The following is a 25404-nucleotide window of genomic DNA, read 5'->3' as shown; positions in this document are numbered from 1 at the left end:
TGTCAGCCCCGCAACAGGATCTGCGGTTGAATCCAGTTGATAGCTCACCACTCGGTCAGAGCCTTGAGTGGTGGTAAACGCACCTTCAACGAACAGAGCGCCGCCTGGGTCGGACCCCACACCGCTAAGGTCATCTTCATCGACACTCAACGCATCCACCGCTGTGATGGTCGGAACATCATCAACAATTGTGACTGGAATGGTTTCAGTAACAGTGTCGCCATCAAAGTCGGTTGCGATAATTGGGAAGTTGAGTGTCAGCTCATCACTATCAACCGCGTGATCAATTGGCCCTTCTAGCGTGAAGTTATAAGAGCCATCAGTATTCACTGTCAGCGTAAAGACCGCTTCAGAGCCCGCTGTTGCTTCGTAGGTAAAACTGCCATCCCCATTTGCAGTTTCTGTTAGCGTGACAGCCACACCTTGCGAGGTTAAACCGTCAACTGGTGTTGATGTGCCATCGAGTTGGTAGCTCACCACTCGGTCTGAACCTTGCGTGGTGGTGAAGTTACCATCAATAGAAATTGGATTACTTTGGTCTGAGCCAATTGACGCTAGATCATCTTCATCAACCGTGATTGCGTCGACGTCATTAATCACTGGCTTATCGTCCACGATTGTCACTGGGATAGTGGCATTTGTGGTATCACCATCAAAGTCTGTCGCGATGATTGGGAAGTTCAGTGTCAACTCGTCGCTATCAACAGCATGATCAATTGGCCCTTCTAGCGTGAAGTTATAAGAGCCATCAGTATTCACTGTCAGCGTAAAGACCGCTTCACTCCCCGCCGTCGCCTCATAAGTAAAGCTGCCATCACCATTTGCGGTTTCAGTCAGCGTGACGGGCACGCCTTGTGATGTAAGGCCATCAACTGGTGTTGAAGAAGCATCGAGCTGATAGCTCACCACTCGATCCGAGCCTTGTGTGGTAGTGAAGTTGCCATCGATTGAAATCGGGTCAGTCTGATCTGAGCCAATCGTACCTAAATCATCTTCATCAACGGTAATTGCATCGACATCGGTAATGGTCGGCTTATCATCCACGATGGTAACAGGCAGTACGATTTGGCTTGTGTCACCATCGAAATCGGTAGCAATAACGCTAAAATCAAGGGTTAAGCTGTCGCTATTTGCCGCATGGTCGATTGGACCTTGCAGCTCAAAACTGTACGAGCCGTCGGTATTCAAAATCAATGTGAAGACTGCGCTGCCATTTGCCGTTGCGCTGTAGGTGTAACTGCCGTCTGCATTTTGCGTTTCGGCAATGGAGACGGTCTGACCTTGAGATTGCAGGCCATTTAAAGGATCAGCGTTTACATCCAGCTGATACTGTACGACGCCATCAGAACCCTGAGTTGTCGTGAACTGACCTTCAACCAGCGTTGGCTGTGATTGGTCAGAGCCTACCGAACTTAAGTCATCCTCATCGACGGTAAGAGCAACAACGTCGTTAATGGTTGGCACATCATCAGTAATGGTAACCGGTAGAACAAGTGAACTGGTGTCACCATCAAAGTCCGTTGCGACAATAGTAAAGTCTAGAGTTAAGCTATCGCTACCAACAGCATGATCGATTGGACCTTCAAGGGTAAATGAATAAGAACCGTCAGGGTTCACTTGTAAGGTGAAGATAGCATCCCCTTCTGCTGTTGCAGAATAGGTAAAGCTGCCATCTGAATTGGTTGTTTCCGTCAGAGAGATAGATCGACCCTGTGATTCCAACCCATTGAGTGGATCAGTGCCGCCCTCTAATTGATAGCTTACGACACGGTCTGAGCCCTGAGTCGTCGTGAAGTTGCCTTGCGCGAGCACAGAGTCGCTTTGATCGGAGCCTATGCTTGATAAATCATCTTCATCGACGGCTAGCGCATCAACGCCATCAATCGTAGGAACGTCATCTTGAACTTGAATGACAATTTGCGCCGCTTCTGGTGTGTTCGAACCGTCGGTAATCGAGGAGCGGTCGCCATCTGCATCTACCGCATAAACTGGCAGTGAGAAAGTAAGCGAGTCATCGTTAGCACCCGTATGGTCGAGTTGTTCATACAAGTTGAATTGGTATTCGCCCAATGCAGGCGCATCAATCGCCACATCAAATACGGTGATACGCACGCCATCCAGCTCGATGAAACCTTCGTAAGTACGCACGCCGTTACTCTCGGACACAAGTTCCAGTTGAACAACCTGCCCTTGAGATTGTAGTTCTCCACCAACGTTAAACTCTGTAGGTTCCAACTCATAGTGGTCAATGATGTCACTACCGACCGCTGTCGTGATCGACCCAGAGCCACTTGTTACTACCGCGCCTTCCTGTGAACCTTGGTCAACCCCCGCCTCGTCTAAAGACAATCCCGTCACGTTTTCAATCACTGGATTATCGCCATCAAGGATGGTCATCGTAAAGGTGTTGCTTGCCGTATCTTGGTCAAAGTCGACGATTGTGGTTGGCAAAGAGAGCTCAATCGTATCTTCGCCGTTTGTTTGTTCTAGCGGCTTAAATTGCTCAAATTGGTAGGTACCATCGGTGTTCAGACTGATGGTTAAAACGGTTTCATTAGAACCAGCAATGGACAAGGTGATAGTACTACCGTCTTCAGAGAGTACCGCTTCTGTCGCCTGATTATCACTCAATAGGCCATCAAACTGGCTAAGCCCTTCTTGATTAAACGTGACCGTTGCCAATTGATCACTACCAATATCAACAAAGGAGCCAGTAATTGGTGTAGAAGAAGATTCAACGTTTTCAAAAGTAACGTTTTGCGGAGCAGGATCATCGCCATCAATAACGGTTGTCGTAAAATCGATAGGCGCTTGAATGCTATTCCCACCAATATCTGCGCCAGTAATATCAAAAGCGATATTGATTTGATCACCGACGATCGATACTTGGCCATCAGCAACAGACGAGACATGGTCAATGCCCTGGCTAATCGTGGTGACGACCTCTAAGTCTAAATCACGGCCTAAAGACGTCGCTTCGATCTCGATACGAAGCACTTCGTTACCTTCTTGAGTACCGATAATGGCATTTTGCGCTTCGTCATAAACGAACGCCACTGGCTGACCACCAGAGGTAATATCACTGTTCAGCTCAGTTAACAAAGACTCTAAAGAAGACGTTTCGGGTACAAATGAAGCAGTATCAAGTGCGAGATCCCCTGCTTCAACCAGCACGCTAGACGAAATGGTTTGCGGGTAGCTTGATAGAGAAATTGAGCCTTCTGTTACTTGAGAAGAGAGAGACTGACCACCGTCAGCAAAAATGGTGATGTCGAGGCCATCAATGTCATCATCGGTTTCGCTATCACCGCTTGGCGCCGATGTCTCGAAGAAAGTTGATGCGAGTACTTCAGGGTTGTTGTACTCAATGGTAACAAAGCCCGCATTCGCAGAACCGGAACCACCGCCTCCACCAGGACCTGCAGCGGTTGCTTCTAAAATTGCGGTAGGGTCGGCACCTTCCAAAATGGCTTGTTGAATCGCAGCCACGTCTTCTGCACCAAACTCAGCGTTTGCCGCTGCCGTTGGGTCAACATTGACTTGTCCGTCAACAGGCGCTTGAACAACCGCTTCCGCCGGTGCAGCTTCAGGTGTCGGTGCCGGAATGCACGCAACACAATTCTCGTCGACTAAATAGAGAGAACCTTCCGCTATCACTTCAACTGAAGCGCCATTTTCCGTGATGATTACATCACCCGGGACCAATACATCTCCGACGTTAATCGCTCTAACCTTCCCCTCAAGGTTTAAAGCGTAAACATCCCCTTTGACAGCATCTACTAATACTTCTTGCGGCACAGCTTGTGTACTCATCTGACCCCCGCTAAATGGCTAACGTCTTAACGTTAGATCTTTATAAATTATTCTAGTTTATCGAAATGTGATTCACATTTTCTCATAGGTCGATTTAACTAACTATTGCGTCAATAAACAATCATATTTTGCAGTTTCGTTAATGGTCAGATACAAAAACTGCACCTAGTCACAATTATGTGACACCAACAAACCACTAAAATACCAACCAAACATATGAAAATAATAGACTATTAATGAAAGCTTAGTATTTATAAATAAAAAGACGAAGTGACGTGAAATTATGAAGTTAAAACTAATCCACCCGTACCGATAAGAAGCGGCAAAAATGCGAACAGAATGTCGTAGCTTGAAGATCGTTTCGCAAGTCGGATAAGGAAAGGTGAAGAGAAAAACATTACCATCAAATACTGAACGACATAGTCAGAAGGAATAAGAATCAGCATCAAGACATGTGTTAATACGTGGATAGCCACTCCCCACGAATGAGGTTTGGTACGCATCATCAAGGCAAATGAAAACAGAAAGCTAATGGCAACAGGCATAAATTACACTTAATTAATAATAATTCTCATTTTCAATATTATGTTATTGTCCTTATTCCTTCAACTCAGTTTTGTCTATTGTTTGTATCGCTATTATCAATCAACATAATAAGTAAAATTATCAATGAATTTTTCCCTAAACGTTTGCGTAATCGCTAACCTTCTCTTAACCTTGATTTGAGGCTTTCATCACGGTTTTTCCATTGCTATAGTTCACCCATCAAAACGAACAAGACCATTCGAGGCATGGAGCTTCCTCGTTAATCTCAAGATGAGAAGAAGTGGTACCGACAAAATTCGGCAGATTTAAGAGGGTCAAATAATGGAAATGAACATGGTTGAGATTCTAGGCTACGCGGCTTCTATCATGGTTGCTATCTCACTAACTATGAAAGATATCGTTAAGCTTCGTATCCTTAACTTTATCGGCTGTGCACTTTTCACAGCGTACGGTTTGATGATCGATTCATGGCCAGTAGTTCTAACTAACGGTTTTATTGCATGTGTTAACGTGTACTTCCTTGCTAAAATGCAGCAGGAAAAAAAAAGCCTAGCGCCTGAAGAAGCCTAGGAAAAACGATTTTGGAAAGCCCGTAAGTATCATGCTTACGGGCTTTTTTGTTTTTGGTCGCGAGTGTCGATTCGCTTTCGCTAGCGTATCCAGTTCAACTTCAGAGTTTCGCGGCGGGAGAACATTTCTACATGAACCGACACAACGCCCTTCACTTTTTCTAATGACTCTTCAGAGTCCGCCTCACAAGTTATCAGTAAACGCTCCCCTTCTAACTTAAACTCCGTATTTCCAACAGGAAATGTCACCAAACCTTTTTCATCATTCCAAGTCGCCGGCACTTTACGCGCAAAGTGGCGACACAAAGTCACGAGATATTTCGCCGCATGCTCGCTTTCAATTACAGTGGTTTCTTTGATCATTTCAGTCCCTCGTCCCTTTCATAAAAAAGGCTCTCGTACGAGAGCCAAACATCTAAGGTTGTTGTTATTGCCCTTAGAGTTAGAATTGATAAGCGGCAGACAACTTGTAGTTACGCCCAGGTTCGTAATCGTCTAACGTAATCCCCCTTGCTGTGCCTGAGCTAGAGGCGTGGGATGTGTAGAGCTCATCAAATACGTTATCAATACCAAAGGTGACCGATAGCCCGTCAACGTCAGAAGGTACCCATTGTGCGTACAAGTTATGAACATCGTAACTGTCTTTCTTAGGTTGACCGTCAAACACGTTGTCTTCTTCAAGCACAAACATTGAGTTCCAGCCGAAAATGGTTTCTAGCGAATCAGATTGATAATCCAGCGTTAAAGCGATGCTGTCACCCATGTCAATACTACGGCCATTACCACCCGCTATTGAGCCGCCCGTATCTTTGTTCTTCGTATCCGACTTAGAATAAGACAACTTGCTGCCGAAGCTTTCGTAACCATAGAAAGCACTCGCTTCAAAACCTTTGATCTCGACATCACCCTCATTGTAAATAAGGTATGTTTGAGTCGCTCCTTGATACGCTTCTGCAATGTGGTCATCAATATCGGTTTGGAACACGGTTAGGTTTGCGCCAAATGTATGTTCATCTAACGTCTTATTGAAACGAACACCACCTTGGGTGTTAAGTCCCGTTTCTGGTTTCAAGTCATCTTGTAGATAAGCCACATCTTGGTAAGCTATAAAGGTTTCCATTAGTTCTGGACCTTTAAATAGCGAGCGAGAACTTGCAAACAGAGTCCAGTCTTGTGTTACTGCCCATTCTGCCGCTAGTGCCCATGTCACTTCATCGTAATCGTTGTTACCTGTTTCTGCTTTGCGTTGGTAGTCGTCAAATCGTAGGCCGGCTGTGATTGAAAGCGCGTCCGAGATAAAGAATTGGTCTTCGACGAACAAAGCTGTAGAAACCGCAGATTCATCCATGAACTTGCTGCTGCCATAGTAACTTTCAGAAGTCTTATCCATGTAATCAAGGCCGTAAGTCGCGCGATGATCAAAGCTACCCAGAGTGAGCAATGATTGGAATTTTGCGCTTAAGCCAAAGTTCTGGTTTTTCGCGGTATTTTTCGATAAACGGTTTGCTGGCCAACGCGGCGCCATGACAGATTCATCACGGACGATTTCGGTTTCAGTGTTATATAACGTGACGTCCCCTTGGTGTTGCTCACCACGAAGCTCATAACTTAATGTGACTGTGTCACGATCATAATCGGTAGGAATTAGAAGCTCACTCGACAAACCGTTATTGGCATCACCAGACATATCAGGGCGTGGGTTGTAATCACCACTGTCACGATACATATCGTATGAGATTTCTAGTCGGTGAATATCGCCAAACTCATAACCGAGCTTACCTAAGATGTTGTAAACATCTCCTTCCGCACCAAAGGTTTTATTGCCATCACCATCTTTAAAATCATCACGTGTTACGTAGTGACCATAGACCATCGCGTCCACGTTTTCAGACAGCAATCCATATAGTGTTAGAGAACCTTGTTGGTTGTCGTTAGACACATAACCGCCGTAAACGCGAGCACCAAAGTTTTCATCGTAACGCAGCAGATCACGAGCATCTTTAGTTTCAAAGTACACTGAACCGCCAAGACCGCTTTGGGTAACTGAGTTATTACCCACTTGGATATCTGCTGACTTTAGAATGTCTGGGTTGAGTGTAAGGTTACCAATATGGTGGAACATATTGGCGTGCTGAGAGGCACCATCTAAACGGATATCAAGATCGGTTTCACCCAGACCACGAATGGTAATACGTTGATTGACGGAGTGTGTACCACCCACGTCAACGCCAGGAATATCACGAAGCAAATCAGACATGTGGTCAGCTTGTTTAAGCGACATGTCGTCGGCAAACATTGATTCGGTGTTACTGGATACCTTCGTACCCCACACCACTACCTCTTCGAAATGAGAATCTTGTTCTTGGGCTAAAGCGGGATGAGCAAGCGCCACCCCGACTGCTAGGCATAGGCTTGAAAGCTTAATTGGTGAGCTAACTGGGCTTTCCATAAACGTCTTCCTAAATATAAATGATAATAATTCTCACGTATGATAGGGTCGCTATTGATAAATACAAAGACGAATCACTTATGCGAAATCGCATAGGTGTTATGAGGAAACGTCAAATGGCGGAAGAGACCAAAAAAAGAACTAAAATTGCCAAAGTGGCTCTAACCAAAAAGCTTGAGCAGACGGAAAAACAGATCATTGTGACTCAAGGTCAAAGCAACCAAACCCAACTCGCGGAAGGTCAATTCCTCTCCTACCAATACAATGACCAAATCTTTGTTCATGGCGGACGTTGCATTGAATTAGTCGATTCGAATATCGTTTCAACCGCACATTCTGCACTACTGATTACCATTCTTTTGGAGGGGAAACTCTCTTTTGGCTACGATGACCTCCAATTTGATTTTGACGCAAGCAAAGGCCCACAAGGCGTGGTTGTTAACCTAGCTAAGCCTGCAAACTTCCGCCGCTCGCTGATTCAAAACAACCGCATGAATAAAATTAATATTCTTATTAAGCCACCTTGGTTGGAATCGAGAATGGCGGGACATTGCGGTCACAAACGCTTTATTGAAACTCACCAAGCCTTTTACACGCTGGAGCTTAATGAGACGTTAATTGATTTGACACGAGCTCTCACCCAACATGAATCTCCGACAAACATGAAAGATCGTATAGAGGTAGAGAGTTTGATTTACCAAGTGCTCTCCCACTCTATAGGGCAAATGCCAGACGACTACTGCGCGGAGTGCGAAGAAAAAAAGCGTTCTGGCGATGCTCGAATCGAGGATGTCGTCAGTTACATAGAGACGCACCTCGAAGAAGATTTAACCTTAGAGCGCTTAGCAGAACAGTTCTCGATGAGCGTTTCTAACCTGCAGCGTCGCTTTAAACAATCTTTTAATATGACCATCAACGGTTACATCCGTCACCGCCGGTTGGAGATTGCTCGTCAGCATTTGGAACGTGGATTAGTCACCATCACAGAAGCGGCATACGAGGCGGGTTATCACCACCCATCAAACTTTACCAACGCCTTCAAGAAAGTGTTTGGTGTTCCGCCACACGAGGTCGTAAACAGCCATTGATGGTATTCGTGCCAACGCCACAAAATAGGTTTGCTCTCAAAGCCATTTGGGAAGATAAACACTTGGCGTTATACTCGCGAGAAAGGTTTTCTGAAATACAGAGGTCATCATGAATATTGGTGCAGTTGCGAAATTAACAGGGTTGTCTTCTAAGTCGATTCGTATGTACGAAGACAAAGGCATCATCTCGTCACCAGCTCGCAGCGATTCAGGCTATCGCGAATATTCTGACAAACACATCCAAGAGCTCAACCTTGTTTCTCGAGCGAAAAACGCAGGATTCTCACTGCAAGAATGCAAAGAATTTGTGCAACTAGCGCACAATCCAAATCGCAAGAGCAGCGAAGTGAAAGCACGTACGATGGATAAGCTTCATGAGGTTGAGCAAAAGATCGCTCACTTGTTGGAGATTAAAAAGCAATTAGAAGGTTGGGTTTCATCTTGCCCAGGCGATGCCGAGAGCCGATGTCCAATCATTGACGAGCTCACCAAGTAAGCTCGCCAACATTTCTATTTCGTTTTAATTTAATGGATATAGCTTTAATGGTAAGTGCACATACGCTTGCCATTAAGCTCAATGATATTAAAAGGTGTCTCGTAAATATCTTCTAACGTGGATGCCTGAATCACCTCCTCTACTTTGCCAGTGGCAACCACTTTGCCCTTCTTCAACGCAAGGATCTCGTCGGAGTAACAAGCCGCAAAGTTAATATCATGAATCACCACGACCATGGCTTTATTCATATCGTGCGCAAGACGCTGAACGACTTTCATGATCTGCAATGAATGTTTGATATCAAGGTTATTCAGTGGCTCATCAAGGAAAACGTAATCCGTATCTTGGGCAATCACCATCGCAATAAACGCCAACTGCCGTTGACCACCACTCAATTCATCTAAGAAGTTATCTTGAATTTCTTTTAGATCTAGGTAGTCAATTGCTTGGTCGATGATCGCATGGTCATCTTTGGACAAGTTGCCTTTTGAATAAGGGAATCGCCCAAACGAGACCAATTCTTTTACGGTAAAACGCATCGTAATCGTGTTTGCTTGGCGCAACACCGCCAGCTTTTTTGCGAGCTCTTTGGTGTCCCATTCCGCAATCTCTTTGCAGTCGATCATGACACTACCGCCGTCTCGCTCGGTTAATCGTGACGCCATCGACAGCAAGGTACTCTTTCCTGCTCCGTTTGGACCAATAATCGATGTCACCTTCCCTTTATCAAATTGGGTATCCGCGCCATCAACCACTTTGTTGGAACCAAATGCTTTGGTTAATTTATCTATAACTATCATGTTTATACGACTTTGTTTTTCAGCAGTAGATACAAGAAGTAGATACCGCCAATAAAGTTAATCACCACGCTCAGCGTCGTTTCAAATGAAAACAGGTTTTCTATAATCCACTGCCCCGACAACAAAGCACAAATTGCCATCAATGAACAACCGACTAACAAAGTACGATGCTGGTAAGAGTGGAACATTTCACGGCTCAAGTTCGTCACCAATAAACCAAAGAACATGATTGGACCGACTAAAGCCGTCGAAATGGCAATGAGAACCGCAGAGAGAATAAAGACATTGCGCGTCACTTTAGGGACTTCAACCCCTAGACTCTTAGCGTTGTCTTGGTCGAGCCAAAAAACATCTAAAGTGCGATGCATGCGATACAACAACCAGCAAGCGATGAGCAATATTGGCGAACTGAGATACACCAAGTTCACCTTCACATTGTTGAAACTCGCGTACAGTTTAGATTGCACAAACGCAAAGGTGTTTGGATCCATAAGAAGGGAGAAGAACACCGCAATATTGCTAAACAACTGCCCAAAGATCAGCCCCACCAACAACAAAGTGATGAGATTGCGCCCGCCTTTTGAAAAATAAAAACCAAACAGCAACAGCGAAAATCCCACCATGACCAGCACAGCAATCGAGAAATTGATGTAAACATTCAGAACGAGCGCGCTTAACCCCCCAAATAACAAAACAATCAGCACTTGCGTCAACACATACAACGCATCAAACCCCATGATGCTTGGAGTAAGAATCCGGTTGTGAGTAATGGTTTGGAACACCAACGAAGATTGAGCAATCGCAATACCCGCCAACACCATAGCTAGCACTTTAGGCACACGTCGTGACAAAAAGTACTGGTAGTTATCTGCCGTTAAGCCAATGCCAATAAACAAAAACGCAAAAAGCAGCGCGAAGGCTGCCAATAAGAACAGTTTCTTGGAATCACGCACTTTGCTTACCTCGCAACAACATCGCGATAAACACCACCCCGCCTAAGATGCTGATTACGATTGAAATCGGCATTTCATGAGGGAAGATGATCAATCGGCTAACCAAGTCACACGCCAAAACGAGTATTGCCCCGTACATGGCAGTAAGCGGGATATTGCGTTTGAGATTGTCACCGTAGAAGTAACTGACTAAGTTTGGAACGATGAGCCCTAGAAATGGCAGTTGACCTACGATCATCACCACACTGGCAGACATTATCGATACCAAAAGTACACCTAACGTCACCACTTGCTGATAGTTCAGCCCAAGGTTTACTGCAAAGTCTTTACCAATGCCAACAGCAGAGATACGCGCAGCAAATAGGTAACTTAAAAGGGCGACGGGAACAGCAATGTAAAGCAGCTCAAAGTCACCACGTAAAATGTTGGCAAAATTCGCCACACTCCATGCAGACAGGCTTTGCAGCGCATCGTATTTGTAGGCAATGAAGGTAGTAACGGCGTCAACAACGTTACCAAAGATGATGCCGACGAGCGGCACAAACACGACACTTTTGAATTGGATGCGTTGAATGAACTGGACGAACATCAAGGTACCCAGAATAGAGACTGCAAAGACAAGCCAAAGCTGTTCGCCATTACCAAAAAACACCACACTCATTACGTAACCGAGCATGGCACACTCAATCGTGCCCGTTGTTGAAGGCGCGGCGAATCGGTTTTGGCTAATTTGCTGCATCACTAATCCAGCGATGCTCAGCCCTGCTCCAGCAAGAAGAATGGCAAATAAACGCGGAATTCGGCTAGTAAAGAAGAGTTCTATTGCTTTTGCATCGCCCGAAAACAACTGTTGGGGTGTCATATTTGCCACCCCAACAAACAACGATGCGACGCTTAGAACAATAAGAACAAGCAATAACTTTTTCAAAGTTAACCTCAGCTAGCTTTTTTACAGATCGATCGTGTGTTTAATTTCACTCACCATCTTTTCCGTTGCGGTTACGCCAGACATTGCTAAGTACCAAGCATCAACATCTAGGAAGGTAATCTTCTTGTTCTTGTATGCCGAAGTTGCTTTAACCAAATCGTTATCCAACGCTTTAGCGAGGTCATTGTCAGACTTTGCGTGAAGTGAGTTTCTATCAATGACTAGAATATTTTTCGGGTTAGCTTCGCGAATAAACTCGTAAGAGATGACATCACCGTGCGTGCCTGTTTTGAGGTTCTTCACTGTTTCAGTAAAGCCAAAATCTGTGTAAATCGCGCCAAAACGAGACTTCGCACCGAATGCACTGATGTTGTCTCCGATACTCAAAATCGTGAGTGCATCATTATTATTGGTTTGGTTGTATTCGCGAATCGCCTTGAACTGTGCATCCAAGTTTTCGATCTTTTGCTCAACCTTGTCCTCTATGTTGAAGATCTTACCAAGATTGCGCCATTGTGCTTTCGTGCCCTGCCAGTAATCTTCTTTCTCTCCTGATGCAAAAACGACTGTTGGTGCAATTTCACTTAACTCATCGTATTTCGATGAACCACGAGGACCAACCAAAATCAAATCTGGTTTTTGCATATAGATGGTTTCGAAATCCGGTTCAAACAAACTACCAGCAGAGGTGTAATTGTCTTTATTGTATTTCGATAAGTATTTAGGAAGATGCGAGGCATTCGAGACTGCAACAGGGTCGATATTAAAGCTATCGAGCATATCAAGAGGGCCAAAGCCAATCACAACCACACGCTTTGGTGATTGTTCGACTTCTGTCGTTCCCATGTAGTGATCGATTTTGACGGTTGCAGCAAAAGCAGGTGAGATTGTGAGCAGCGAAACAAGAGCCGCACTGACGAGTTTTTCCATTATTTTAAACCTTAAATGAGATCCGTTATCATGCGCATTCGCAATATATCGTTACTCACATAGGCATTCAACCGATTATTTAATAACTTTATACCCAAGTAACCTCGAGATGCTAGGTTCAGCGAGAATGACTTGGTTTGTAGACGCGGCGGCGATTTAAAGGTTTAGTGGGTCTAAATCAAGAATCGACAACAAAGTATACAAGCCAAGGCAGCTCGCCCTTTGGGAGCGTGTCATTGACCCGATTGCTGCGTCAAACAACTTGGAAAGAGCTAGCTATTACACTGCGTTGTTTTCCTTACTCTCGAATCAATGACAACGCTCTGAATCCTGCATCTTGAAGTCACTTGGGTATACATTCGTTACACTTCTAAATTGGCTTAATAAATCAACAAATTACACTGTACCTATATCGGATTTGAGACGGTAAGCGCAAAATAATAATTTTCATGTTTATCTCGTGATCGAGTGCTTATACTTCAAAACAAGTCTTATCAAAAGGGATTAGAAAATGAAGAAGTTAGCATTAATGGTTTTTGTCGCAGCGCAACTGATGGCTTGTACAGAGGTGGGCAGTGAAGCGTGGTGTAACGACATGAAAGAAAAACCAAAAGGCGAATGGACCGCTAACGAAGCGTCTGATTTTGCAAAAAATTGTGTTTTTAAATCAGAATAAACACACATTGTTCTGATTGAATAACAGATAAACCAGATAGCCCGCAGCTTTTATTTTTAAAATGGAATCGTGCGGGCTACTCATAGGCATCAAGAAACGCTTTTAGTGCAAGTTCATCAACAATCTCTAGCCCCTGTTCGCCCTTTCTGATCAACCCCTTGTCCATTAAATCTTTCACCGCTCGGCGATAAACACGCCCGGAAGTGCCAAATCTTTCGGCTTCTTGGTTTACTTTGCCAAATCCACCCAACAAGGTATTAGTCTGTTTTTGCACCAACAAATCATAAGCAATGTTGTAAGTAATTGGGTGTAACAAGCGATTGGTGTAGATGTCCATTGAATCCTGATAATCCTCCGCCAAAGCAGAGGCAAAGAAGAACATCATGTCAGGTTGTTGATGCAACCTCTCAGTCAGTTTTTGAATACAGATGATATCCACTTGCATGTGTTCATCTGCGACAACATTCCATTGGCAAGGCGTTTGTGTGAAGTACTCCATTTCACCATAGATATGATAATCGCAATTGGCTTCACCCAATTGGAAACGACGTCCATTAGCAGCAATGATGCTCATCGAAACTCGCCCGACTGGCACAACATACAGATATTGAAGTTGCTCACCTTGGCGAAGGATCTCTTCACCAGAGTCAAAGTATCGACTGCCGATTTGGCATTGATAGATTAAGTCACGAAACTCAGCACTTTTCTGTTCTAGAAAGCTTTTGAAACGTCCAGTCGGATAAGGGCTTATTTTCACGTGAGTTTCTCTTTAATGACAACAATCTCAAGTAGATTGTACTCGCTAGAATCGTTTGATGACAGCCAATAAAAAAGCGACACCAAGGTGCCGCTTATAAAATTAACTAAGCTGTGAGCTGGTTAACTCTGTGCAATTAAGGCTTCAAGAGCAGCGTAAGACGCTAAACGCTCCCCTTCCATCATCACTTGCGCTTCGTCTACGTACTGCCCTACACCTTCTTTCACATCCTGCTGATACAAAACCACATTGTTCAGAATGGAGGCAACATTCAGTCCACGCAGGCGCCCGACAGTAAACAGAGCTGAGGTTTCCATATCCGCACCGATAATACCTTTCTTGTTCCAGTATTCGCAGATCGCTTCTTCGTCGTCGGTATAGAAGCTGTCATGGGAACGAACCACACCTAAATGATAGCGCGCCTCTTTTTCGGCTAAATAGCTGTCCAGCGCTTTCAGTAATGAAAAGCTTGCGTAAGCCGGATACGAAGAGCGAACGTACGCTTTCGAGCCACCTTCGTCTCTTACTGCGCCTTCAGCCACAATCAACTCACCAAGTTGGATGTTGGATTGCATCGCGCCAGCAGAACCCACTCGAATCACATCTGTCACACCACACTGTTTTAGTTCTTCAACGGCAATGATCATCGAAGGTGCTCCGATACCTGTACTGCACACTGATACGCTCTGACCTTGGTATGTTCCCGTAAACACTCGATACTCACGGTTTTCAGAGACCAATTCTGCGTTATCAAACAACGCGGCAATACGGTTTGCTCGATCTGGCTCACCACAGACGATCACTCGAGGTGCTATCTGGGTGCTGTCTACGCCAATATGAGGTTGTTTCATCATTGGCTTAACCATGAGCTGTCGCTTGAGTTAGGGTCTTCTCACCGTTGCGTTTTGCGCTACGTGCCCACTCTCTTGTGCCGTTTGCTGCGATGAACATGAGAATCGCGTATTGAACCGACATTGCGTACACACCTTGTGTCGCGTAAATACCAACGCTGATGATGTTGATTACAACCCAAAGAATCCAGTTCTCAACGTACTTACGTGTCATCAAGATTTGCGCCACGATAGAAAGCACGGTCATGGTTGCATCCCAGAATGGGAAAGCATCTGGCTCCAACACAGGCTCAGATAAACCTGCACCAAACACATTTAACGTATCAACGGCAATGTTAGCCAACGCAAAGAAGAATGGGTCGATGTAAATCGTTAACATCGCAATCGCAACAATGCTTACTGAACCTGTCGCGATCAGCTTCTGTTTGCTTAACCAACGTACCTCAAGTGTCTCACCTTGTGCATTTGGTCTTGTCCATGCATACCAGCCATAGATGTTGGCGCAGAAGAAGAACAGTTGAAGCAGAAGCAATCCGTAAAGCTGAATCTGGAAAAAGATAACGGCAAAAAGTGTTACGTTCAGCAGACCAAATAAGTAGTTAATGGTTTTTTCTTGGCTCGCAAACCAAATACAAAGCAGACCGAAAACCGTACCAAACGCTTCGATCCAGCTCATTGCATAGCCACCACCAATAGGAATATTAACAAGGGTGTTGTTGATGTCTAACAGGGCAAATAGGTCCATGAAGATGTCCTTTATTATTGTGCTTGGGATGCGCTCATCTTATTGCCTCGCAGCAAACAAAAAGGAGGACATTTGTCCTCCCTTTGATGTATCCGATCATAAATCAGATCAATAATTGTTTTATATTGTAGTGTTCCCACTACGCAGTAATGGTTTAAGACTCTAAACCCGAATAACGTTTTTTAAACGCCGATGCCGAAGCAAAGAGTAATGTTGCTAAAAGAGTAATAACAAAGCCGATTGAGAATTCAAAAGCTTCGTTGACTAATAGTTGATAGCAACTTAATAAAAAAATGAACGCAACCGCTGTAACATTCAAACGATGAAACCAAGGGTGTTTCACCGAGAACTTCGCGTATCCCTTTGACAACATATTGCTAATCCACCGAATATATAATTAACACTTCTATTTATAATGAAAGTTAATACTAAGCCTTTCTCATACAAAGAGAAATAATTTATTACTAATTTCTAGCAAAATGTCACAACGGAAAGCGAGGGCTATTGACTAGACACAACCTTCACACTGTTACGCTCAACCAATGTAGGTTCAAGCTGTACAACCTGAGCTTCATCAGATTTATCATCCAGTTTTCGCAATAAAGTTTCGACTGCGGCTTGCCCTAGACGGTATTTCGGTTGGTGGATCGTTGTTAAAGATGGAGACATGAACTTGGCGATATGAATGTCATCATAGCCAATAATGGATAACTGCTCTGGAATTTTAATGCCTAGCTCGTTAGCTGCGTTAATTGCGCCCATTGCCATCATGTCGTTGGAGACAAAAATCGAGCTTGGGAGCGGACCACGTTCCGCCATTTTCTTGAAGGCTTGATAACCACCTTCACATTCAAAATCAGATTCAACAATCCAGTTTGCATTGAACTCAAGCTCAGCTTCAATCATCGCTCGCTTGTAGCCTTCATAACGCATTTGCGCTTGATGCTTGATTAGTGGACCTGTAATACAACCAATCTCTTGGTGGCCACAGTCGATAAGATATTTAGCTGCAAGATAACCACCACGAAGTGAGTTGTCTTGAATCTTATCGCTGGTGAACAACATAGGTCCCCAGTCCATCACTACAACCGGAATGTCAGGATAACGCTCAAATACATCAATGCGCTCCCCTTCTAACGATGAACACATCAAAATCAGGCCATCAACGCGCTTTTGCAACAGCGTATTGATAGATTCACGCATTCGCTCGTTATCACCTTCTGTGTTACACAGGATCAGGCTATAGCCTTTATGGTAGCAACTTCGCTCAACACCTTTTACGACTTCACCGAAAAATGGGTTGGTTGAGGTGGTCACTAGCATACCAATAGTTTTGGTGCGATTGACTTTGAGGCTACGCGCCAAAGCAGACGGCGCGTAGTAATTGAGCTCTTTGGCAGCATTGTTGACTCGTTCCGAGATCTCTTCGCTGACAAAGCGAGTTTTGTTAATAACATGGCTCACAGTTGAAGTGGAAACCCCTGCCAGTTTTGCGATGTCTTTCATCGTTGCCATGTTATTACTCCTTGATTTTAGGGTCTGTTGTTCTTTCGTGGTTAAGTTTTGTTCGAGATAAAAGCGTTTTAATCGCGACGAGAGGTTTGTAGCCTAGTCATCCTAAGCACATACCTCTCAACAAAGAGTAAAACGCTTTTAGCCGAACCCTTCGGGCAGCATTTGTGGCTTATTTCTACTTCGTTATCGGCTTATCAGGTAGGCCAACTACATTTCAAAGCCTCTGCCTTGTATAAACTGCCCACAAATCGCTGCAAAAATCAGCTCGAAAGGTCAACAGGCCCTACTTTTGAGCCAGAAACTCCTCAACCTCTTTGCGGGTTGGAATGGAGGTTTGCGCGCCAAAGCGAGTTACTGAGATCGCTGCTGCTGCGTGGGCAAACTTAATCGCTGATTCTAAAGGTAAGTCTTCCAATAAACCAGTGACTAATGCCCCATTAAACGTATCGCCCGCCGCTGTGGTATCTGTTGCTTCTACGCGGAAGCCAGGAATGATTTCACCACGACCGTTTTGACTCAACCACACCCCTTTCGCACCCAGCGTGATCATGACGATTTCAATGCCTTTCGAATGCAGGATGTTCGCCGCTTCTTGTGCACTGTCATCGTCTGTTACCGTCACACCTGTTAGCACTTCCGCTTCCGTTTCATTGGGTGTAATCACATCAATGCAAGACAGTAATTCATCTGACAGCTCGCGAGCTGGTGCAGGGTTAAGAATCACGTTGGTTTTGGCACCTTTCGCGATTCGCGCAGCTTTCTCGATACCACACATTGGCGTTTCTAGTTGCATCAACAAGTAATCAGCCTGACGAATGCGCTCTAGATCGGGCTCAATCGCCTCTGCAGTCAGCTTTGCGTTGGCTTCTGCGGAGATACAAATGCTGTTCTCGCCGCTGTCCGCCACTTGAATCATGGCAATGCCCGTTGGGCAGTTAGGCTGCATCTTCACACCAGTGATGTCGATGCCATCCATTTTGAAGTTCTCACGAATATTGATGCCGAACGAATCATCACCCACACACGCAATAAAACCGATGTCTGCGTTTAATCGAGCTGCCGCCACAGCTTGGTTGGCACCTTTGCCACCTGGGATAACTTGATAGTTACGACCATGCAGCGTCTCGCCAGGGCGAGGGAAAGAAGGCACTTGAAGAACATGGTCAGCGTTTACACTACCTAACACCACTAACTTATTCATACGGTTATCCTCGGTTCTGATTGAACCCTTTATATTTGAACAGGAGTAATAGGTTTACGCTCTTTGAAAAAACGTAAGCGTATTACGATTCAACTAGATTTAATTTTGTAACTTACCACTTTCGTTGTTTGGAATGACCCAACACATTCATTGGGTCATTCCGTTATCTTCAACAAAGAAGAATCACTGAGTCGAACGTTAAACTTACTTAGTCACGACTTTAAGCGGAACAGGAATGTACTCCTCAACCTTCTCGCCTTTCAATACTTTCGCTGCAGTTTCTACACCCAACGCACCAATAAGATCTGGTTGCTGTGCGATCGTCGCAGCTAGCTTGCCACGGTTTACAGCAGCGATACCATCATCAGTACCGTCGAAGCCAACGATCATTACGTCTTTACCTGAAGCTTGTACTGCGCGAAGCGCACCCAGTGCCATCTCATCGTTCTGAGCAAAGACCGCTTGAACATCTGGATTCGCTGCAAGCAAGTTTTCCATTACGTTCAGACCTTTAGTACGGTCGAAATCAGCAGGTTGGCTTGCTAGTAGCTCCATGTTGCTGCCCTTCACTGCTGTCATGAAGCCTTCACCACGCTCACGCGCCGCAGACGTACCCGCAATACCTTCTAGTTGGATAACTTTCGCTTTCTCACCTACTTTTTCCATGATGTAGTGACCTGCCATTTCACCACCAACTACGTTGTCAGAAGCGATGTGGCTCACTACGTCACCACGGCTTGCACCACGGTCTAGTGTCAACACAGGGATCTTAGAACGGTTCGCCATACGAATCGCGTTGGACACAGCGTCTGAATCTGTTGGGTTAATCAGAATCGCTTTTACGCCACGAATCGTTAGGTCTTCGATGTTTGATAGTTCTTTACTCGGGTCATTTTGCGAGTCCAGTACAATCAAGTCGTATCCCAGTTCTTTCGCTTTCGCTTCTGCACCGTCTTTCATCGTTACGAAGAAAGGGTTATTCAGTGTAGAAACTACAATCGCCATTGTATCTTGAGCGTGCGCCGCTACCGATACGGTTGAAGAAAGAAGTGCAGCAGAGATAAGAGTTGCGAGTTTTTTCATCGTTCTAGTCCTTTGTGTAGGGTGAGCCAGCACACGTCCTCTGGCTCGATTTGTATTCAGGATTTAGTGGAGATCTTTATTTTAAATATCAATTACTTGTTTTTGTTGTCTACCAGTACTGCTAGCAAAATAACCACTGCTTTCGCAATCATTTGGTAGTAGGAAGAAACATCGAGTAGGTTCAGCGCGTTGTTTAGGAAGCCGATGATCAGAGCACCAATCAAGGTTCCCATGATGCGACCTTTACCGCCCATCAAGCTGGTGCCACCAAGAACAACCGCTGCGATTGCATCTAGCTCATAACCCATACCTGCTGTTGGCTGCGCGGAAGAAAGGCGAGACGTCACGATGATGCCTGCAAGCGCTGCCAACATACCGCAGATGGCGTATACACCGATTTTCACACGGTCAACGTTGATACCAGAAAGGCGCGTTGCTGATTCGTTGCCACCAAGTGCGTACACGTAGCGACCAAAGCGAGTGTGGTTCAGTAGGTACCAAGCCGCAGCAAAGACAATCACCATCAACCAAACAGGAACTGGGATACCAAGGGCGTAACCGGTACCGAACCATGCAAATGCGTCTGCTGTATCGGTAAAGCCCGTTGAGATAGGACGACCGTCTGTGTAAACCATGGTTACGCCGCGTAATAACGTCATGGTAACCAGTGTTGCGATAAAGGCTTGAACCTTACCCTTGGCAATGATGATACCGCTGATCGCACCCAGTGCCGCACCAGCAAACAGCGCTGTCGGAACCGCAATAAGCACCGGCACTTCTAACGCAATCATGCTCGCGGCAAACGCACCACATAACGCGAGTACAGAACCAACACTTAGGTCGATGCCTGCAGTCAAGATAACCAACGTCATACCTACTGCAATGATTGCGTTAACTGAGGTTTGACGAAGAATATTAAGAATGTTGTCTACCGTAAAAAAGTTCGGGTTCAAGAATGACACAACAACAATCAAGAAAATCAGTGCAATCAGTGACTTTTGCTCAATCAGCCATTCTTTGGTGAACAGCTTTTTACTGTTCGCTTCGGTTGGTTTGCTCATGGTCTTAGTACTCATGCTGCTTCCTCATTGATCTTTCTGCCTACGGCACAAGCGAGTAGTGTTTCTTGGTCGGCGTCTTTAGCATCGAATTCGCCAGTAATACGACCTTCGTGCATCACCATGATGCGGTCACTCATGCCTAGCACTTCAGGCATCTCAGAAGAAACCAAGATGATGCTCATGCCATCGGCTTTAAATTTGTTGATTAGCTGGTAGATTTCTTTCTTAGCGCCTACGTCGACGCCGCGAGTTGGCTCATCCAGAATCAGAACTTTAGGTTTGGTCATCAACCCTTTTGCGATTGCCACTTTCTGCTGGTTACCACCAGAAAGGTTGCCAATGATTTGGTCTCGGGTTGGCGTTTTGATGTTGAAAAGCTTGATGAAATCTTCCACCGCCACGACTTCTTCGCCATGTTGGATTTGGAAGCCTTTGGTGAGTTTATCCAGTGCACACAGAGACATGTTCTCCTTCACGGATAACCCCAGCACCAAGCCATCACCTTTACGGTCTTCAGATATGTAAGCAATGCCATTCACCAAACCATCTTGTGGGCTCACAGGATTAATGGTCTTGTTGTCTAAGTTGATAACGCCACGCTCACTTGGTAGCGCGCCATAAATCACCTTCATCAGTTCAGTACGCCCCGCGCCCATCAAGCCCGATACACCAAGGATCTCACCGCGTTGAAGTGTGAAGCTAATGTCATGAACCCCCGAACCCGTCAAACCAATCACTTCAAGACAAACATCACCATGCGTCACATCGATACGCGGGTATTGCTCTTCCAACTTACGACCAACCATCATTTCGATGAGTCCATCTTCGTTGGTGTCTTTAACTTGGCATTCGCCGATGAACTTACCGTCACGTAACACAGTAATGTCATCGCAGATTTCGAAGATTTCTTTCAGGCGGTGTGAGATATAAACGATGCCACAGCCTTGGTCGCGAAGTTCGTTAATTACTTTAAACAGCGATTCCGTCTCTTTGTCGGTTAACGCATCCGTTGGTTCATCCATGATGATGACTTTGGATTCGAAAGACAGCGCTTTCGCAATCTCCACCATTTGTTGCTCACCAAGGCTCAAATCACCAAGCAGCGTTTTCGATGAGTGCTTTACGTTAAGGCGTTGAAGCAACTTGTCTGCTTCTTCATACATTTTGCCCCACTGAATACGTCCCATAGAACTGGTAAATTCACGACCTAGATAGATGTTCTCGGCAATGGTCAGTTCAGGGATCAAGTTCAATTCTTGGTGAATGATACTGATGCCGGCTTCTTGTGAGTCTCGTGGACCTTTAAACGCCGCTGGCTGACCTTGGTATTTGATTCTTCCTGCATCCATGTGATAGATGCCCGTTAACACTTTCATCAAGGTCGACTTACCTGCCCCGTTCTCTCCCATCAACGCCATCACACGACCTGGGTATACGTTAAGGCTAGCTTTATCCAACGCCTTAACACCCGGGAATGCTTTCTCGATGTCGCTCAGTTGTAGAATGGCTTGAGTCATAATTTGTCCTCAATTAGTTGTGGCTTAAAACACCACACCGGCTTGGAAAATCACGTTCGCATAAGGTGTGCACTCGCCTGTTCTAACAACAGCGCGGCTTTGTTCTGTGCGAGCTTTAAAATCTTCATGCGACACATAGTTGATCGCGATTTGTTTGCCTGTATGCTCACTTTCTTTGGTTAGCTCAGTGATTAAAGCATCATGGTGAACTGGGCTAACTTTGGCGAATTCTTCAGCAATGATGACCCCTTCAATTTGGGACTCAGACAGAATCACGCGAACGGTATCTAGAAAGCCAGGGACTCCGTGCGTCAACGCTAAATCAATGCGCTGTACATGATCAGGAATTGGCAAACCCGCGTCACAAATGGTGATTTCGTCGGTATGACCCAGCGTCGCCACCAAGTAAGAAATTTCTGAGTTAATTAGGGTACTTTTTTTCATCTCATCGACCTTTCGGTTACACGTTCATACAACTTTGAGTTTCATTTCTTAGTATTGACAGAAAACTCATCGAAACGTTTCGATGCAATAATAGGACGGCAATGAAAATTGGCTAGTGACAGATCGATAAGGTGTGAGAATGATCCTTAATTGAGAGCTAACTGATTAAGAAAAAGATATTGAGGTCACACTTCGCCATCGAAACGTTTCGATGACATTTACTACACGGAGAGAAATTACCTTTCCCTTCTTTATAAATCTGAATTCATAAACCGAACAAATGAGTAAGCGTGTTTTGGAACAGAATAATCTGTTCAATTTATGAGACGGTGGTACCTGAGAACATGAAAAAACCTCACACGACATCACAAATATCGGAAACCTCACTGACTTTCGAAAAACACACCTTTACAATTTCTCCCGAATACAAGGAAAGTATCATCATCCGTTCGATACCTTAGGTGAGAACCAACTGGTAAAAACCATTAGGTTAGAAGCGTTTGTAAGGACACAAACGGAAAGCAAGAAATACATGAAATTAAGCAACAGAGTCGTTTTGCTTGTCGCGCCAGTTATTCTTATTAGCGCGTTGGTGTCGAGTTACATCATTTATAGCATTCAAAAAGTCACATTGATCAAGCGAGAAGACAGCTACATTCAGCTGCAAATGGAAAAGCTCGCAGGGCAATTTCGTCAGGCCAATATCTTCCTCAACAGTTACGCCTATACCCTAGGGAAAAGTGAAGTTTTACAGGATTACTTCGTTAACCACGAAGACCCGTACCGAGAGCGACAGCTATTTAACCGATTGGATGAAACAGTGGAAGTGCTAAGCCATGGTTATAATGGTGATGCAAACATGGCAATACTGGATGGCGACCAAAACCTACTCTATTACACCGAGAATCAGTTTTATGAGTCCAACGGCAGCGTCGATCCTAAAATCCTCGAATACGTGGAAAAGAGCTATGCCCAGCATGGTAAAACCAGCCATACAGGCTTTATTTACAACTCAAGTGGCCAAAGCATACTCCTGCAGTACGAACTGTTCGATAAGCGAACGGGCGAGCACCCACCCAGCTTTGATCCGCACAACGCATTCTTTGTTGTCGTCTCCGTCTCTCTCGAAGCTTTTAATGACATCAAACACGAAATCGAATTTGATACCCACAGTGTCATCACATTTTCTGACAAACCGATTCACCTCGACATCCCCCTAGCCCAAACTATTGAACTCTTACCCCATTTCCACGCAATTTTGTCACCGGCAGAGTATTTAATGTGGAATAAGGTCGATAAGGTCTGGTTGGAGCTGGCTCTTTCGTTTGGTATAGCGTCGTTTTGTACCATCACTTTGATTGTCTTAGTCTTGTATCGTTACGTGCTCAGCCCGGTATCGAAACTGGACAAACAACTGCGCGAAATAGAAGCAAACAAGCGCACTAATATTGAAAAGCTAAACAGTGACGATGAAATTGGTCGCCTCTCTTCGCGTTTCTTCGACATGTATGAAGAACTCAATAACATCTATCATAAAACCAAACACTTAGCGGAAACAGACCACCTAACTCAACTCGCGAACCGTCATCGTTTTCATGAATTGGCAACTCGTGAGTTAGCCGACCCCTCTGAGCAACTTTGGGTTGTTTACATCGACCTAGATAACTTCAAGTACGTAAACGACAAATACGGCCACGAATTGGGTGACAAGCTTTTACAAGTCTTCTCTCGTCATATAAAAAATGTCTGCCAGAAGTTTACCCAACAACACAACAGCCCTTGCTTTGGTGCTCGCTTGTCTGGCGATGAGTTTGCCATCCTACTGAGTACAAACCAAAAGAAAGCCGACATACCAGATATGTTCGCTTCAGAGTTGCTCAAACCCATCCATAATCTGAGCCAATCTTCGACAAATTCATTTCCGGTGACGGCAAGTGTTGGTATTGCTCAATATCCAAGAGATGGCGCTGATATTGCCAAGTTGCTTTCAAGTGCAGATGCGGCGATGTACCAAGCAAAACGCGGCGGCAAAAACCAATACGCCTACTATTCGGCGGCGCTCAATATTGAAGCTCAGCGCCGTAGCCAGATCGAACGCGCTTTACGTAAAGCCAATGTGGAAGACGAATTCCATTTGGTTTTCCAGCCATACATGAACAGTCACGCCAATGAAATCGAGGGGCTGGAGGTTCTCTTACGTTGGGAAGCGGAAGGAATTGGGTCGATTCCACCGAAGGAATTCATCCCTATTGCGGAACAAACTGGGTTGTTCGAGAAAATCGACCGCTGGGTGTTTGCTAACGCAATGGAAGAATACCACCAACTCAAGAGTATTTTTGGCAAGGACATCATTTTATCCATTAACCTATCATCAGCAGAGCTGAACTCCCTATCGATGGCCGAGTTCATCCACGAAAAAGCGAAGCAAAATGGTGTGCCCCCTCACTGTATTGAGTTGGAAATCACCGAAACCTTCGCCGCAGACCAACAAGGTACTGCTCTGCTCGATGAACTAGCTCAACTTGGCTATAAGCTGGCAATTGATGACTTTGGCTCAGGCTATACCTCATTGACACAATTGGTTCAGTACCCTGTTCAGAAAATCAAATTCGACCGAGAATTTCTGCTCACCTTGATGAATACTGACAACGGCCACGTCATCAAACCAATCATTGAACTGTGCCATGCGCAAAATAAGAAGGTAACGGCAGAGGGTATTGAGCATAACGTGATGCACGAATGGCTATCTTCGTATCGCTGTGACTTCATGCAAGGCTACTTGTTTGGTAAGCCCATGAACAAAGAGCAGCTTGATCAATGGTGGAAATCAGCTAACGACCAACCTTTTAGCCGTTCTGATATTGCGTAGCTTAACGGCTTATATCATTCATTACAGAGCAATTGAAATCCAACAAAAAAAGCAGCACCGTGTGTGCTGCTTTTTCGTGTTCTCAAAAGACTATTTAGCCTAGTGAACGCTTT

At 45.0% G+C, this 25404-nt stretch carries 22 protein-coding genes; 5 read left to right on the top strand and 17 right to left on the bottom strand.

Annotation, left to right across the window (positions count from 1 at the left end):
• Both VCHENC03_RS24620 and VCHENC03_RS24625 read right to left on the bottom strand, forming a co-directional pair.
• Nucleotides 1-3813 (bottom strand): retention module-containing protein (locus VCHENC03_RS24620; RefSeq protein ID WP_009704153.1); only part of this gene is annotated, 3813 nt, incomplete at its 3' end.
• Nucleotides 3814-4094: 281 nt separating this feature from the next.
• A complete protein-coding gene (locus VCHENC03_RS24625; protein WP_009704152.1) occupies nucleotides 4095-4358 on the bottom strand; it encodes a hypothetical protein in 264 nt (87 codons plus the stop codon).
• 322 nt (nucleotides 4359-4680) lie between these two features.
• Here VCHENC03_RS24625 and VCHENC03_RS24630 point away from each other — a divergent pair, with 322 nt between their 5' ends.
• Nucleotides 4681-4929: a YgjV family protein gene (locus VCHENC03_RS24630; protein WP_005431786.1), complete on the top strand. Its 249-nt coding sequence runs from the start codon at nucleotides 4681-4683 to the stop codon at nucleotides 4927-4929.
• Nucleotides 4930-5009: 80 nt separating this feature from the next.
• Here the strand turns inward: VCHENC03_RS24630 and VCHENC03_RS24635 are convergent, their stop codons facing one another.
• Together VCHENC03_RS24635 and VCHENC03_RS24640 are read right to left on the bottom strand one after the other, a co-directional pair.
• Entirely contained in the window at nucleotides 5010-5291 is a 282-nt protein-coding gene (locus VCHENC03_RS24635) for a DUF2218 domain-containing protein (RefSeq protein ID WP_009704151.1), read from the bottom strand.
• 79 nt (nucleotides 5292-5370) lie between these two features.
• On the bottom strand, nucleotides 5371-7377 hold the full coding sequence (locus VCHENC03_RS24640) for a TonB-dependent siderophore receptor (RefSeq protein ID WP_009704150.1): 2007 nt from the start codon (nucleotides 7375-7377) through the stop codon (nucleotides 5371-5373).
• Between the two features lie 116 nt (nucleotides 7378-7493).
• On the opposite strand from VCHENC03_RS24640, the gene VCHENC03_RS24645 reads away from it, so the two are divergent.
• Together VCHENC03_RS24645 and cueR are read left to right on the top strand one after the other, a co-directional pair.
• Nucleotides 7494-8465: a helix-turn-helix domain-containing protein gene (locus VCHENC03_RS24645; protein ID WP_009704149.1), complete on the top strand. Its 972-nt coding sequence runs from the start codon at nucleotides 7494-7496 to the stop codon at nucleotides 8463-8465.
• 109 nt (nucleotides 8466-8574) lie between these two features.
• On the top strand, nucleotides 8575-8961 hold the full coding sequence (cueR, locus tag VCHENC03_RS24650; protein ID WP_005437780.1) for a Cu(I)-responsive transcriptional regulator: 387 nt from the start codon (nucleotides 8575-8577) through the stop codon (nucleotides 8959-8961).
• A 44-nt stretch (nucleotides 8962-9005) separates the two neighbouring features.
• On the opposite strand, the gene vctC is transcribed toward cueR, so the two are convergent.
• Genes vctC through VCHENC03_RS24670 form a run of 4 tightly spaced genes read right to left on the bottom strand, consistent with a single transcriptional unit; the run spans nucleotide 9006 to nucleotide 12572 of the window.
• Nucleotides 9006-9761, bottom strand: a complete 756-nt coding sequence (vctC, locus tag VCHENC03_RS24655) for an iron chelate ABC transporter ATP-binding protein VctC (protein ID WP_009704148.1) — start codon at nucleotides 9759-9761, stop codon at nucleotides 9006-9008.
• Between the two features lie 2 nt (nucleotides 9762-9763).
• Nucleotides 9764-10714 (bottom strand): iron chelate uptake ABC transporter permease subunit VctG, encoded by a 951-nt coding sequence (gene vctG, locus VCHENC03_RS24660; RefSeq protein WP_009704147.1) that lies wholly within the window; start codon nucleotides 10712-10714, stop codon nucleotides 9764-9766.
• On the bottom strand, nucleotides 10707-11642 hold the full coding sequence (gene vctD, locus VCHENC03_RS24665; RefSeq protein WP_009704146.1) for an iron chelate uptake ABC transporter permease subunit VctD: 936 nt from the start codon (nucleotides 11640-11642) through the stop codon (nucleotides 10707-10709). The genes vctG and vctD overlap by 8 nt, the downstream gene beginning before the upstream one ends.
• A gap of 21 nt (nucleotides 11643-11663) precedes the next feature.
• Nucleotides 11664-12572, bottom strand: coding sequence for a siderophore ABC transporter substrate-binding protein (locus VCHENC03_RS24670; protein ID WP_009704145.1), 909 nt, complete (start codon nucleotides 12570-12572; stop codon nucleotides 11664-11666).
• 511 nt (nucleotides 12573-13083) lie between these two features.
• On the opposite strand from VCHENC03_RS24670, the gene VCHENC03_RS26450 reads away from it, so the two are divergent.
• Nucleotides 13084-13248: a DUF3012 domain-containing protein gene (locus VCHENC03_RS26450; RefSeq protein ID WP_078609721.1), complete on the top strand. Its 165-nt coding sequence runs from the start codon at nucleotides 13084-13086 to the stop codon at nucleotides 13246-13248.
• A gap of 76 nt (nucleotides 13249-13324) precedes the next feature.
• Here VCHENC03_RS26450 and VCHENC03_RS24675 read toward each other — a convergent pair whose 3' ends face one another.
• The 9 genes from VCHENC03_RS24675 to rbsD all read right to left on the bottom strand — a co-directional run bounded on the left by VCHENC03_RS24675 (nucleotide 13325) and on the right by rbsD (nucleotide 22422).
• Nucleotides 13325-14005 (bottom strand): Crp/Fnr family transcriptional regulator, encoded by a 681-nt coding sequence (locus VCHENC03_RS24675; protein ID WP_009704143.1) that lies wholly within the window; start codon nucleotides 14003-14005, stop codon nucleotides 13325-13327.
• 122 nt (nucleotides 14006-14127) lie between these two features.
• Nucleotides 14128-14859 carry a nucleoside phosphorylase gene (locus tag VCHENC03_RS24680; RefSeq protein ID WP_009704142.1) on the bottom strand — a complete coding sequence of 244 codons (732 nt, stop codon included), beginning with the start codon at nucleotides 14857-14859 and terminating at the stop codon, nucleotides 14128-14130.
• A 4-nt stretch (nucleotides 14860-14863) separates the two neighbouring features.
• Nucleotides 14864-15601 carry a nicotinamide riboside transporter PnuC gene (gene pnuC, locus VCHENC03_RS24685; RefSeq protein WP_009704141.1) on the bottom strand — a complete coding sequence of 246 codons (738 nt, stop codon included), beginning with the start codon at nucleotides 15599-15601 and terminating at the stop codon, nucleotides 14864-14866.
• Between the two features lie 501 nt (nucleotides 15602-16102).
• The gene (locus VCHENC03_RS24695; protein ID WP_009704139.1) at nucleotides 16103-17116 is read right to left on the bottom strand and encodes a substrate-binding domain-containing protein; all 1014 of its coding nucleotides are present in this window, start codon (nucleotides 17114-17116) and stop codon (nucleotides 16103-16105) included.
• A 283-nt stretch (nucleotides 17117-17399) separates the two neighbouring features.
• A complete protein-coding gene (gene rbsK / locus VCHENC03_RS24700; protein ID WP_009704138.1) occupies nucleotides 17400-18317 on the bottom strand; it encodes a ribokinase in 918 nt (305 codons plus the stop codon).
• 204 nt (nucleotides 18318-18521) lie between these two features.
• Nucleotides 18522-19400 (bottom strand): ribose ABC transporter substrate-binding protein RbsB, encoded by an 879-nt coding sequence (rbsB, locus tag VCHENC03_RS24705; protein WP_009704137.1) that lies wholly within the window; start codon nucleotides 19398-19400, stop codon nucleotides 18522-18524.
• A gap of 92 nt (nucleotides 19401-19492) precedes the next feature.
• Entirely contained in the window at nucleotides 19493-20476 is a 984-nt protein-coding gene (gene rbsC / locus VCHENC03_RS24710) for a ribose ABC transporter permease (protein WP_005435746.1), read from the bottom strand.
• The gene (gene rbsA, locus VCHENC03_RS24715; protein WP_009704136.1) at nucleotides 20473-21978 is read right to left on the bottom strand and encodes a ribose ABC transporter ATP-binding protein RbsA; all 1506 of its coding nucleotides are present in this window, start codon (nucleotides 21976-21978) and stop codon (nucleotides 20473-20475) included. Before rbsA ends, rbsC begins: the two co-directional genes overlap by 4 nt.
• Before the next feature lie 24 nt (nucleotides 21979-22002).
• Entirely contained in the window at nucleotides 22003-22422 is a 420-nt protein-coding gene (gene rbsD, locus VCHENC03_RS24720; RefSeq protein ID WP_009704135.1) for a D-ribose pyranase, read from the bottom strand.
• Between the two features lie 532 nt (nucleotides 22423-22954).
• Between rbsD and VCHENC03_RS24725 the strand changes: the two genes are divergently transcribed.
• On the top strand, nucleotides 22955-25291 hold the full coding sequence (locus VCHENC03_RS24725) for an EAL domain-containing protein (RefSeq protein ID WP_009704134.1): 2337 nt from the start codon (nucleotides 22955-22957) through the stop codon (nucleotides 25289-25291).
• Nucleotides 25292-25404: the final 113 nt, after the last annotated feature.

The organism is Vibrio sp. HENC-03 (assembly GCF_000305755.2).
In the GTDB taxonomy this organism is placed as follows: Bacteria; Pseudomonadota; Gammaproteobacteria; order Enterobacterales; family Vibrionaceae; genus Vibrio; species Vibrio owensii.
This window is presented reverse-complemented; position numbering and strand designations above follow the sequence as displayed.